5 protein-coding genes are annotated in these 14,023 nt (G+C 49.9%); all 5 read left to right on the top strand.

Translation table 11 applies throughout. The features are described 5' to 3' along the window. Window positions 1–160 precede the first annotated feature (160 nt). Window positions 161–3,103, top strand: a complete 2,943-nt coding sequence (ileS, locus tag AC2VDX_RS14280; RefSeq protein ID WP_378181852.1) for an isoleucine--tRNA ligase — start codon at window positions 161–163, stop codon at window positions 3,101–3,103. 536 nt (window positions 3,104–3,639) lie between these two features. Beyond that, window positions 3,640–4,563, top strand: coding sequence for an isopeptide-forming domain-containing fimbrial protein (locus tag AC2VDX_RS14275; RefSeq protein ID WP_378181849.1), 924 nt, complete (start codon window positions 3,640–3,642; stop codon window positions 4,561–4,563). Beyond that, complete coding sequence (locus tag AC2VDX_RS14270) at window positions 4,563–8,600, top strand: porin family protein (RefSeq protein ID WP_378181847.1); 4,038 nt, start codon at window positions 4,563–4,565, stop codon at window positions 8,598–8,600. Before AC2VDX_RS14275 ends, AC2VDX_RS14270 begins: the two co-directional genes overlap by 1 nt. A gap of 90 nt (window positions 8,601–8,690) precedes the next feature. Next, the gene (locus AC2VDX_RS14265; RefSeq protein WP_378181844.1) at window positions 8,691–10,775 is read left to right on the top strand and encodes an OmpA family protein; all 2,085 of its coding nucleotides are present in this window, start codon (window positions 8,691–8,693) and stop codon (window positions 10,773–10,775) included. A 91-nt stretch (window positions 10,776–10,866) separates the two neighbouring features. Further along, a complete protein-coding gene (locus AC2VDX_RS14260; protein ID WP_378181841.1) occupies window positions 10,867–13,932 on the top strand; it encodes a hypothetical protein in 3,066 nt (1,021 codons plus the stop codon). Window positions 13,933–14,023 lie beyond the last annotated feature (91 nt).

Below are 14,023 nucleotides of genomic sequence, written 5' to 3'. Positions count from 1 at the left end.
TAGCGCCAAGGAAAAAGCGGAAGATAGCTGCTTGTTGCATTTTCTGGCTTTGTGTTCTTTGCATCTTTGTGGTTCATTTTTCCCGCCGCAACTTGAAGATATTGCGATTTGTAACCGATAATAATTGAAAGAGGACTCCATCATTTCTCGGCATTAAACTGTGACAGCAACAGGGAACTACAAAGACACCGTTAATCTGCCCAAAACCCAATTTGATATGCGGGCGAACGCTATTAAGCGGGAACCGGAACTGCAAAAATTTTGGGCAGAACAGCAAATTTACGAGCGACTGTCGCAGAACAATCCCGGTGAAATTTTTGTTTTGCATGATGGACCGCCCTACGCCAATGGTTCGCTCCACATTGGTCATGCTTTAAATAAAATCCTTAAGGACATCATCAACCGCTACCAGCTCCTGCAAGGACGCAAGGTTCGCTACGTTCCTGGCTGGGATTGTCACGGCTTGCCGATTGAGTTGAAAGTCCTTCAGCAAATGAAGTCACAAGAGCGGCAAAATCTGACGCCTCTGGATCTGCGCCACAAAGCCAGAGACTTTGCCCTCAAAACAGTAGACGAGCAGCGCCAAAGCTTCAAACGCTACGGCGTCTGGGGCGACTGGGAGCATCCGTATCTGACTTTAAAACCAGAGTATGAAGCCGCTCAAATTGGCGTTTTCGGTCAGATGGTGCTGAAGGGATATATTTATCGCGGCTTGAAACCAGTTCACTGGAGTCCCAGTTCTAAAACGGCGCTGGCTGAGGCAGAGTTGGAGTATCCGGAAGATTCTGAAGGTCGCCCAGCTCACACCTCGCGCAGCGTTTATGCGGCTTTCCCGATGACGAATCTGGGACCAGCTGCGCGATCGCTATTGCAACCATTCTTGCCCGATCTGGGTGTGGCGATTTGGACGACAACTCCTTGGACGATTCCCGCCAACCTAGCGGTGAGCGTGAATCCAGAACTAACCTACGCAGTGGTGGAACTGGAGGCAAATTCTCTCCCGATTTCTACCAAATACCTGTTGGTGGCTGCCGATTTGGTGGAACGGTTGTCAACGACGCTCTCAACGAATCTCACGGTACAAGCTACAGTACCGGGTAAAGATTTGGAACACAGCACTTACCGGCACCCGCTGTTCGACCGCGAGAGTCCGATTGTGATTGGGGGCGATTATGTCACCACCGATTCCGGTACGGGATTGGTTCACACGGCTCCCGGTCATGGGGATGAGGATTACAAGGTCGGTCAACGCTACGGTTTGCCACTGCTGTCGCCAGTAGATGCCGATGGCAACTTCACGCAAGAAGCGGGGCAGTTTGCGGGGTTGAACGTGTTGGGTGATGGAAATCAGGCAGTGATTGACGCGCTAAGAGAAGCGCGATCGCTCTTGAAAGAGGAACCCTACGTTCATAAATATCCTTACGACTGGCGCACCAAGAAGCCAACCATCTATCGAGCCACAGAACAGTGGTTCGCATCAGTGGAGGGATTTAGAGAAGAGGCGCTAAAAGCGATCGCGTCTGTTACCTGGATTCCCGCTCAAGGTGAAAACCGCATCACGGCAATGGTCGCAGAGCGTTCCGATTGGTGTATCTCCCGTCAGCGCAGCTGGGGCGTGCCAATTCCCGTTTTCTACGACCTGGAAACCAACGAACCGCTACTGAACGAGGAAACCATCGCCCACGTCCAGGCAATCATTGCCCAAAAGGGTTCGGATGTCTGGTGGGAAATGCCGGTAGAAGAACTATTGCCAGAAAGTTATCGCCATAACGGTCGCACCTACCGCAAAGGTACCGATACGATGGATGTCTGGTTTGACTCTGGCTCCTCTTGGGCGGCGGTTTTGCAACAGCGCCCAGAATTGCAATATCCAGCGGATATATATCTCGAAGGGTCAGATCAGCACCGGGGTTGGTTCCAGTCGAGTTTGCTCACCAGTGTGGCAACAAACGGCATCGCGCCCTACAAAACCGTCTTGACGCACGGCTTTACCTTGGATGAGCAGGGGCGCAAGATGAGTAAATCGATGGGCAATGTCATCGATCCCTTGATTGTCATCAATGGGGGCAAAAATCAAAAAGAAGAGCCGCCCTACGGTGCTGATGTTTTGCGCCTGTGGGTTTCCTCGGTGGATTATTCTTCGGATGTCCCCATCAGCAAGAACATCCTCAAGCAGATGGGAGATGTTAGAAACAAGATTCGCAATACGGCGCGGTTCTTGCTAGGAAATTTACACGATTTTGACCCGGCTAAAGATACGGTACCTTACGAACAACTGCCGGAACTCGACCGCTATATGTTGCACCGGATGACAGAAGTCTTCGGGGAAGTAACGCAAGCTATGGAGAGTTTCCAGTTCTTCCGCTTTTTCCAGACGGTGCAGAATTTCTGCGTTGTTGACTTGTCTAATTTTTATCTGGATATTGCCAAAGATAGGCTCTACATCAGCGCCCCAGATAGCTTCCGCCGCCGTAGTTGTCAGACAGTTTTGGCGATCGCACTGGAAAATTTAGCACGAGCGATCGCGCCGGTTCTCTGTCATACGGCAGAAGATATCTGGCAATATCTCCCCTATCCCACACCTTACAAATCCGTGTTTGAAGCCGGGTGGGTGAAGTTAGAGGAGCATTGGCACGATCCAAAACTGGCAGGATGGCAACAACTGCGACAAATCCGCACTGAGGTGAATAAGGTGATGGAGCAAGCAAGGGCAGAAAAAATGATTGGATCTTCTCTGGAAGCCAAGGTATTACTTTATGTCCCGAATGCTGAGTTGCGCTCTTTACTGCAACCTTTGAACTTGAACTCAGCCCCCCATCCACCCTTCGGGAAGGCGAAGCGCCTACAGTCCTCAGCACTGGGTAATGGTGTGGATGAGCTGAGATACTTGTTTATCGCCTCACTCGTAGAGCTGGTGGATTCTCCGGAAGCGTTGCAAGGCTTAAAATACAGTTCGCAGACAGCAGCTTTATCGATTGGCGTAGATAAAGCAAACGGGGAAAAATGCGATCGCTGCTGGAACTACTCGGTTCATGTTAGCGAATCTGTCGAGCATCCCCTGTTGTGCGATCGCTGCATTCCCGCCTTAGCTGGTGAATTTTAGTTCACAAAAAACGACCGCCTTTCCCTCCGCCCTGCCATCACCTGCTTTTCGGCTCCCCTCCCTGCTTGCGGGGTGGGGTTAGGGGTGGGGTTCTTTTCTATGAGCAATTAGATGGATTCTTCAACATCCCATCGCGCCTAGAGAGTCAACGCTGATTAAATTTGCCCCAAATGCAGGAACTTTAAGATTTTGAGTAAAACTGGCTAATTTCTTAACAATTTCGCGCTCAAGAACCGGCGACTACAGAGGCAGAAACAATGAAATTATGTTTTTGAGTTTATTTCATCTGCCAAAAGGCATAAAAATTTATTAAGGCAGAAATGAAAATTCTGCTTGTAGCAATATTCATTAAAAAATTATCTTGCAAAAGCGAGTCAGATACAGGTATTGTCGTAGATCGTAGAAACCTGCTAGTGTAAGTTTCACCTAATCAGGGTCTATACCCGTCAGGGAGCATCAGGGAGCCTACCGCCACAATTTCTTTATCTCTTTAACAGTCCAGCAATGGGGTGTTTGACGTGAGTTAACTCTGAAGAATGAAATCCCTGCAACCTCTGTTGGGGCGTGTCTACGTGCCTCTAACAGCTATCCTAACGTGTTCGTTTGCCTTTGCCTTTGGGTCGTTGCCCGTGAGCGCGATTGAGATTTTGAATTCCGCCTCGGCTGCGGGTGACAATCTCCCTCCAGAAGGCGTGAAATCCAATGAAACTTCAGTAACAGCGGGTCAAGCGGCTCTAGAGCTGATCAAAACAGGCGATCGCGCCGCTGCGGAACCGGGCGACACCGTTGTTTATCGCTTGGCGTTGAAAAACACCGGCACAGCCGCCGCCAGCAATATCAGCATCACAGACACCCTGCCTGTGGGCTTACGGTATTTGCCAGAGTCCTTGCAAGCCTCGCTGACAACTGGCACCACTACCGCCCGAATCACTATACAACCCGCGATCGCGTCCAACCGGACAGTCACCTTTAAATTTCCCAAACTCGATCCGAATCAAACTCTGAACGTGGTTTATGCCGCCGTGGTAACGCCAGACGCCATTCGCGGTAACGGTAGAAATCAGGCTCAAGAAACCAGGAGCAACATTGCCAGCCATCAGTTGCGGATTCGACCCGGCATTTTGTCAGATTGCGGCACCCTCATAGGGCGAGTATTTGTCGATAAAAACTTTGACGGCGAACAGCAGCCAGGAGAGCCAGGATTGCCCAATGCCGTAATTTTCATGGATGACGGCAACCGCATCACCACCGATGCCAACGGTTTATTCTCACTCGCCAATGTCATCTCTGGCTATCGCACCGGCACGCTGGATTTAACCAGTCTACCGGGCTACACTCTAGCTCCCAACCAAAAATTTATTGAGCGCAATAGTCAGTCCCGCCTGGTGCAACTCGAACCGGGAGGATTAGTACGGATGAATTTCGGAGTGACACCCACCTATCGGGAGGGCCAGCAGTGATGAACCAGGCAAAAGGCAAAAAGCAGCCGCCAAAAGAAGGGATTTTGACGTATTTCTCGTTCTTTTTACTTTTTACTTTTTATTTCTTACTTCCTCGCTCTGCGAAGGCGAATGAACTGTCTGCACCACCTCAAGGCAAACTGGCAGAAGATTCCGAGTTTGCAATTAAAAATTCCACAACCCTCCCTGCAATCGAGCAGACGGCTGTCCCAGAGACGACACCAGAGAATTCAGAAGTCCTAGACGCAAATTCTGAATTCGCTGTCCAAGATTCAGCAGAAATTCTAGATTTAACTCAAAATACTGTACCGACAGCTTCACCCTTCCCTTCAGTAGAGAAAGCAGTAGGGGCGGCAAAACCAGCAACATCAGCGCCCAGCCTCGTAGCGCCTCAAAATACCGCACCGACGGCTTCACCCCTCCCCGAACTTCGGGAACAGGTTGGGTCAGCCCCTAAGAACTCGACAACGACCGTACCAACCGCCAGCGATGATCTGAGAGCGATCGCTCAAACGAATGCCCAGCAGCCTCCTCGGTTAAACTCAGATGCGATTCTGGCACCTACCGAAGTTCGGATTCTGACCCCTGAAAGTGGAGTACTGGGCGAGCCTTCTACTAACCTCGTCGTCCAGTACCACACCCAAGCTCAGGTACAAGTCAGGGTCAACAAAAAACCACTGGATGCCAAAACACCCACACAGATAGAGCGAGACGAAGCCCAAAACATCATCACTCAGGTTTGGTACAACGTCCCTCTAGAGAAGGGCGAGAACACAATTACAGTGCAAGCGAATAACGGCACGTCGGTAAGTGTCAAGCTAACTGTAAAAAAGACAACTGCCCAAACCTTAGAAATTGCGCCGGTTAGTGATGCCCGGATTCCCGCTGATGGGCGAAGTCTCATGGCCCTGGCGGGGAGAATCACGAATGACAATGGCGAATTAATCCGCGAAGACACAGTCGTAACTTTAACCACTAGCGCCGGTAAGTTTGTCGGTGCTGACGAGGACAAAGATCGAGCCGGATTTCAGGTGATTGCCAGAGGAGGACAATTTACCGCCCAACTGCAATCCAGCTTGGAAGCGCAGAGAGTCCGCATTCGAGCCGCTACAGAGGGTACTAGGTCAGAGGGCATCCGGGTTGGGAAAGACGGCTCACCTACACCGATTAACCAATCCCCAAACTCCAATCCCCTGTCTCCCAATCTGCAACAATATCCAATCCCCTCTAATACTCAATACCCGCCGGTACCTCCGACTGACCACCCAGTCGCTTATACCCAAGACGAAATATCTGCTAACACCCTAGAAACTTATACCCAGGTAGAATTCATCACCAATCTGCGCCCTTCCTTAGTTTCGGGCGTGGTGAATCTGCGGATTGGCCCGTCAGGCACAAATTTCTGGGGACCGCGCCGGGAGTTTCTCAATCCGGATACGATTGACGATGGCACCAATATCGATTTGAGTGCTGCGGTTTTCGCTACGGGTAAGGTGGGGGAGTGGCTGCTGACGGGGGCATATAATAGCGCTCGTCCGCTCAATCAAACTTGCGATGGCATCACCACCCTGTTCCGGGGACCGCAATTCTGCGAGCAACAATATCCGGTCTATGGGGATAGCTCCACTGTTGATTATCTAACCCCTTCAAAAGACAGCTTGTATTTCCGTCTGGAACGCACTTCCCCTGTTTTTGGTGCCGAACCAGACTACGTGATGTGGGGAGATTACAGCACTACCGAATTCGCCCGCGCCTCCCAGCTATTTAGCGCCACTTCTCGGCAGTTACACGGGTTTAAGGGCAACTATAACCTGGGCAATCTGCAAATCACTGCTCTCTATAGCCCGGATGTCGAGGGATTTCAGAGAGATACTGTTGCTCCTAATGGCACCAGTGGCTATTACTTTTTGTCGCGTCGGCTGCTGATTCCGGGTAGTGAGAGTGTTTTCTTAGAAACAGAAGAAATTAATCGTCCGGGAACGGTGACATCGCGCAAACCCCTGGTTCGCGGGCCTGACTACGAAATTGACTACGACCGGGGGACGCTGCTATTTCGTCGTCCCATCTTCGCGACGCGATTTGACCCGTTTGGCGTGACTCAGGTGCAGCGAATTGTGGTCACTTATCAGCATGAAGGTGTTGATAGCGAAGAGACAAATATTTATGCGGGGCGGGCGCAGTATAACTTTTCGCAAGAGTTGAGTCGCCAAGCCTGGGTTGGAGCTAGCTATTTCCGGCAAGATGAGGGGTTGCAGGATTTTGAGCTATTGGGTGTAGATTTCCTGTTCCCACTAGGGAATAGCGGTCAAATTGTGGGGGAATATGCCCGCTCAGCGCATAATTCTCCTTTTAATGGGGATGTGAACGGCAATGCTTATCGACTGGAAGCGTATGGAGCTTTAGCTAAGAGTATTCTCGCCCGCGCTTATTACCGTTCTGTGGAAGAAAATTTTTCTAATAATGCGACGACCAGTTTTACGCCCGGTCAGACGAGATACGGCGCGAACGTTGCCGCCCAACTCTTCAAAACCACGCTGCTAACTGCTAGCTACGACCACGAGGTGAATTTCGGGACTGCGCCCTTAGAGCGGGTTAACTTTTTCGATATTTTTAACCCTCAACCCCAACCTACACCTGGAGAGAGAGTCGATAATTCTCTGACCACGATTCGCGCTGGAGTTCTGCAAAAGTTTGGGGCTTCAGACCTCAGCTTAGAATACGTCAATCGCTCTCGCGACGACCGGATTGGCGACACCTTTGATAGCTCCGCCAGCCAAATTGTCTCTCGCCTGAATGTTGCCTTAAGTGATGCGCTGACGTTTCGGGCACAAAATGAACTGAATTTGGGTAATAGCGGCGACGCCCTTTATCCCGACCGTACCACTTTCGGGCTGGACTGGGCAGCGCTCCCTGGCGTTACTATGCGACTTGCCCACCAATTTGCAGACACCAGGGTATTTGGTCGCAATTCCATCACTAGCCTAGACACGCTGGTAGAGCAGAAGTTGGGCGAAAACACTGCTATCAGTGGGCGCTACTCAATCATCAGCGGCTTCAACAGCATCACGGGGCAGGGGGCGGTCGGTCTAAACCACCGGATTGTGCTTGCCCCAGGATTGCGAGTTCATCTAGGTTACGAGCATATCTTTAGCAACCTGTTTAGCCGTACTGCTGCTGGGCCGCGATTTGAACAGCCCTACGCCACGGGGCAGAGTGCCTCTGCCTTAGGACTCAGCGGTGGCGATGCCTATAGTGTTGGGGTGGAATATACTGACAATCCCAATTTCCAAGCATCTGCCCGCTTCGAGCATCGTAATGGCTCTGGTGGCAGTAACACTGTGATTTCTGGCACTGCTGCCGGTAAACTTTCTCCCGCCCTGACTGCCTTGGTGCGTTATCAACAAGCCAGTGCTTCTAACCAGTTGTTATACGCCTTGGGAGACACGATGAATGTCAAGCTGGGCATGGCTTATCGCAATCCCAACTCTGACAAGTGGAACGGCTTGTTGAGTTATGAATATCGCCGCAACCCCTCGACGATTCCAGAGACATTGCTGCTGGGCAGTGGCACGGGTTACAGAGATCACATCATCGCTGCTGAGGCGATTTATGCTCCTTCCTGGCAGTGGGAATTTTATGGCAAGTATGCCATGCGGAACAGCACCACCGATTTAGCCAATAACTTCAGCAACTCTTCGACTGTATTTCTGGCACAGTTGCGGACGACGTACCGGCTGGGATATCGCTGGGATGTGGCGGGGGAAGCTCGCTGGATTGGGCAACCCGACACGGATTTTAATGAAACAGGCTTCGCTCTAGAGGCGGGTTATTATGTGACGCCAGACTTGCGAGCTTCGCTGGGATATAGCTTTGGCAGTGTAGATGACCGCGATTTTAGCGGCTATCGGTCGGAGGGTGGCGTTTATTTTGGCTTAACGCTGAAGGTAAATGAACTATTCGGCGGCTTCGGGCGACAAAAAGTGTCACCGCCTCAGCAGCAAGAATCCCAGGTGCAACCAGTAGCGGTAGAGAGGTAATGGGGAATGGGAAATGGGTAATTGGTAATGGGTAATCGGTAAAGAATGACCAATTATCAATCACTAATAACTAATCATTAATGACTACAGATGAACGCTAAAAAATTTCTCCTTTTACCTTTCGTTTTTTTACTGTTGCCTTTTTCTGCAACTGCTCAGACAGAAAATTTAAAAGTCGTTGTTAATAGCAACCAGGATGGAGCAGTTAATCCAGATGATGCCTTGACGCTGCGGGAAGCGATTGAGATTGTCAATGGTACATTACCTTTAGATCGTCTCAGTCGTGCCGAACAAAGCCTGGTTTCAAGTAATGTTGGTACGACGCTGATTGCTTTTAATTTGCCGCCAACAGATACCACCATCCGCCTCGTTGATGTGTTGCCACCATTGGCTCGTCCGGGATTAATCGTCGATGGTACAACTCAACCAGGGTATGATGCCGAAGAGACTGCAACTGTCGAGATTGCAATTCCGATTCCGGTAGTGACAATTACTCCCGCCGCTTCTCAAGAAGTCTTCCGTGGCTTAACAGTTGTTGCTGATGGGGTGACAATTCGCGGATTAAGCCTCTACGGTTTTACCTCCCGCCATCGCGCCACTGCTACCTTGCCACCCGCAGATATTTTTATCGATAATCCTCAGTCTGCTGCGATTAGGGGAGCCGCGAATGGTCAAAAGTTAACGGAGAATCGGGAAGGCAAACCATCACCCATTTCCAATTCCCCAAAAAATGTAGTAATTGAAAACAACTGGTTAGGGATTCCGCCCGATCAAAGTGTGCCGCAGCAAACTTCGGCATTTGGGGTATTTGTATTTAACAGCTTGGGGACAACTATCCAACGAAACCGGATTGCTAACCACGATGGCAGCGGGATTATTACCTCTGTCCAAGCTGAGAATTTGCAGGTGACAGAAAACATTATTGTTGGCAACGGGATTGCTGGAATGCCCGATGCGATTCGCTTAGAAGGAATGATTGATAAGACGCAGGTTAGCGCCAACTTGATTTGCGGCAACGATGGCAGTGGCGTCTTTTTATTTAAACCCCAAGGTGCGGCGCAGATTAATAATAACCGAATTGTTTATAACGGTCGTCGCTTGCGTCGGGCAGCAGTTTACCTGATGGGGAACGATCACCAGGTGATCGAGAACCAAATCGGTCATCAAACAGGACCGGGTGTAGTGGTTGCATCTTATCCCAAGAGCGATCGCAATATCATTCAATCCAATCGCTTCTTCAATTTAGTCGGTTTGAGCATTGACTTAATCGCTCAACAAAATACGGGTGTCCAAGATTACCAACGAGGAGATGGTCCAAATCCTCCCCGGAATTCGCCCAATCGTCGCTTGGATACGGCTAACTCAGCGATTAATGCCCCCCAGTTCATTAGCCGCGAATTTTTTGTAGTGGGTAATAAAACGAATCTGTATGGAACTGCCGATCCGGGTTCTCAGGTGACAATTTATCGAGTGGAGGAAAATACCGAGACGCCCTATGGTGCTTTAAGGGAACCGCTGACAACGGTTACAGCGGATGACCGGGGAAAATTTAGCCTCACGCTCGATATCAATAATTTGGTACCGGGAGATAGAGTCAGCGCGATCGCGACAAATCCCAAGTATGGTACCTCCGAACCCGCCACGAATGCCTTAATTTCATCAATAGTCGGTGGTAAACAACCACAGACAACGAATAACCCAGAACCATCGACAATTCCTGAATGTACCACCGCACCCGATCCGCCAGTAGTACAGGTGCCGCCGGAAGAACCGCCGCCAGAACCCATCCGCATCCAGGTGCCAACTAACGTCCACTTTGCCCTCGACAAAGCCACGATTAGCCCAGAAAGTGCCAGAGTTCTCGATCGAATTGCCGAAGTTTTACAAGCAAATCCCCCTATCGTGATTGAGCTTCGGGGTCACACCGACCCCCGTGCCAGCGATGCTTATAATCTTGACTTATCAAATCGGCGAGCGATCGCAGTGAGAAATTATTTACTGCGTCAAGGCATTGCCCCAGAACGCATGACAATTCGCGCCTTGGGTGAATCTCAACCGCGAGTAACTGGAAGAAATCGTCTGGATTATGCCCGTAATCGTCGGGTCGAATTTATCTTCAAAGATGCTAGAGGTCTAGAACTCTTTGTCCAAGAAGAAGATTTGCAGTTGGAGTAGGAATCGTTACCAATCCATCTCTCTTCCGCCATCAACCCGTTATCTGTTCCCTCCCATCTTGATGTCTTCACCCCTAGCGAGAGAAAGCAGAGTGAGTTCGCCGTTAAAATCCCAAAACTTGGAAAAAATTAGCGCTTCCGCTAGCCGCTGGAGTTGTCGCTTCGGCAGCCTTGCCCTATCCATCTGTGCGATTAGCTGTTGGACTCAAGCGGCATCGGCTGAAGGCAGTCGGGAACTGACCAACAACACTGGCGATCGCCCCTTCTTGGAATATCGAAACGATACGACGGGAGGTATTGCACGTCGAACCACAATTAGGGTTTTCGCTAAACAAGGCGAGACGATTAATCTTGGCTCCAGTGCTATGGCTTACGGTCTTGGGGGTGGTCAGGGCAATATCCGGTTTCGGCAACCGAATGGTTCTCAGTCTCAGTGTAGTGTCTCGGCTCCCGGAACTGGTTTTATTCCTAACCGTGCCGCAGAAAAAGCTGGTTCTGGAGTTGGCTACGCCCCCTGCACAATTAACGTCGCATCTGGTCAAGATGGCGTCTGGGAAATTGACTTCATCAGTCCAATTTCCGCTAGTACTACTGACCCACCTGCCATCAATGCTGATGCTGACTGGAATCAACCCAAGAATGTCAGTTACGTCAGCGCTTGGGATGTCACGGTGCGGAGTAGTAGTGGTGAAGCTATTCCTGGTCGCGCCTACGCTAATTATTTGCCGTTGAACATGGGAGGCATTGGGCGAAGTCTCCAATCCCAAGCTTTTGTTCTGACCAGGGAAGGCTATCAGTACCTAATCAAACTAAAGGGTCTCGACCCCTTTGGATTTATCTTCTTTGCTAATAACAAAGGTTTTACAGCCAATCCAAACGGCGATCCCGTTTACAAATCTGTTCTACTGGCAGGAAGTAATATATACAACCCGGATCAGCCAGATTTTGGGACGGATGTTACTTATAAAATTTTCTTTAATAAGCCCAACAATGACCTGCCACTATCTGCACCTATAAATCCAGCTAGTGCGCCTCAAGCGACTCCTAATTCCGTTTGGCTGCTGACGCCAGCCGTTGCACCCCCAACTCCCACTGATTTTAAATTTAAGGGCACAGAAGGGACTGACGGGCAAGCGGGTACGACTACGCCATTGGGAGGTAATTTTAGCTTTAACACCCCGGCATCGGGCAGTTATCAGATTATTCTCGATCTCAACCAAGACAAGATATACGGCAATGCAAACGATCGCGTACTCGTAGGAACCGCAGATGTTGGGTTAAACACTGTACCTTGGGATGGCTTAGATGCGAATGAAGCGACTATCCCTGCTAGTAGTATCGCTTACGGCGCACAAATCTTACTCAGTGCGGGTGAAATTCATTTTCCATTGCTAGATCCTGAAAACAACCCAGGTGGTCTAATCATCCAACGACTCAATGAGCCAGCTTCGGCAACGTTACCGACTCCCAATCCGTTTACCGTTTACTATAACGACAAGCCTTTAATACCACAGAATCAACAGCCTCCCCCCGAAGCACCCGACCCATTGGATGCTCTAGGAGGAATTTCCAGTAGCAATGGTGCTCATGTGTTTCCAGGCTCTAGTGAGCAAGGTTTTGGTAATAACAGAGGTATTGATACCTGGACGTATTACCCATCTACACTCACCGACCTTGCTCAAGGCATCACCATATCAGAAGCCGATTTGCAGATTCAAAAAACGCTGGTGACGAACCCAGTGGTTGCAGGCAGCCCTGTCACCTACACTCTCGCCGTTACAAACAACGGCCCTTCTAATGTAACTGGAGCAACGGTGACAGACAACGTCCCATCTCAAATTACTGGAGTCACTTGGACTTGCGCCATTACTACGGGGACTGGTAGTTGCGGACAAGCTAGCGGTACGGGAAATGCTATTAATACTACAGTCAATCTCAACAACGCAGCTGTTGCTACCTATACCGTAACAGGTGCCATCTCTCCCATCGCTCCATCTGAGCCATTGAGCAACACGGCAACGGTTACGCGACCGAATGATGTGACCGACCCCAATCCCAACAACAACACATCAAGCACTACGACTACCATTCAACCTAACCCAGTTACGCCTACTGGCATCAAATCAGTTCGTCTAACCACAGATGCAGATGCTAGCGGCTCTGTGACGACTGGAGATACGGTTGAATTTACAATTATTTATGTCAATAATTCCCCTACCTCTGTCACTAACTTCCTAGCGACCGACAGCATTGATACCAGTAAATTGAGCTTTGTTGCTGGCAGTTATAGCTTTACAGCCTCCGGTACGGGGACAACGGTGACACAGAATCCCAACTACAACGGTACAACTGACCCGAACCTTACCAACTCGACAACCTTGGGAACGTTGAGTGGAAATGGTGGTCGGGTGGTCATCAAGTTCCAGACAATTATTACGGCGGCTGCTGGCGTGCAGATTAGCAACCAAGCTGTTGCCACATCCACAGGTGGCACCGTTAACTCGTCGGTTACAGATGCCATTCAAGGGAATGGCGACTTGCCTCAAATTGTAGATGACGGAATTGATCAAGGGAACCTTCCGAATACTGGGGATGATGACCCGACTGTGCTAATTGTCGCTTCACCTGGGCGATCGAGTTTGCGTTTGGTAAAGCGAATTACATCTGTGACTAGAAACGGTGCGCCGCTGAGTGGGATTAACTTCAATAGTTTTGTAGATGACCCAAATAGCGACAATGACAATGCATCTGGCTGGTCGCAACTGTCGCCGGTGGGAGTTCCTAATATAGCGGCTGAAACAGCTTTGAGAAGCGGCGACGAAGTCGAGTACACCATTTATTTTCTCTCTGATGGCACGGCTCCCGCCAACAATGTCAGATTCTGCGATCCAATTCCCACAGGGACATCGTTTATCGCCGACAGTTTTGGTTCGGGTACGGGAATTTCGGTGAATCGCGTTGGGACAATTGCTTCCCGGACTAACGTTTCAGATGCAGATGAAGGGACATTTTTCTCGCCGCTTGCTCCTTTGCCTGCGGGAAATGCTTGCTCTAACCAAAATAATGCTGATGGGGCAGTAATTGTGAATCTGGGTAATATTTCTAATGCAACGAGTAGCAACTATGGTTTTACCCGCTTCCGCGTCAAAATTAACTGATGTGTACTGGCTATGTTTTTACAAGCTTGAGGGTGTTTTAACCTAGTTGATTTAACAACAGTACAAATGAGAAAAAAGTATGACAAAACAC

Source organism: Coleofasciculus sp. H7-1 (genome assembly GCF_057473865.1).
This window is presented reverse-complemented; position numbering and strand designations above follow the sequence as displayed.

Bases quoted from the DNA above. Each gene is read 5' to 3' on its own strand.
- AC2VDX_RS14275 (WP_378181849.1), top strand. From the start codon at position 3,640: ATGAAATCCCTGCAACCTCTGTTGGGGCGTGTCTACGTGCCTCTAACA.
- AC2VDX_RS14270 (WP_378181847.1), top strand. From the start codon at position 4,563: ATGAACCAGGCAAAAGGCAAAAAGCAGCCGCCAAAAGAAGGGATTTTG.
- AC2VDX_RS14265 (WP_378181844.1), top strand. From the start codon at position 8,691: ATGAACGCTAAAAAATTTCTCCTTTTACCTTTCGTTTTTTTACTGTTG.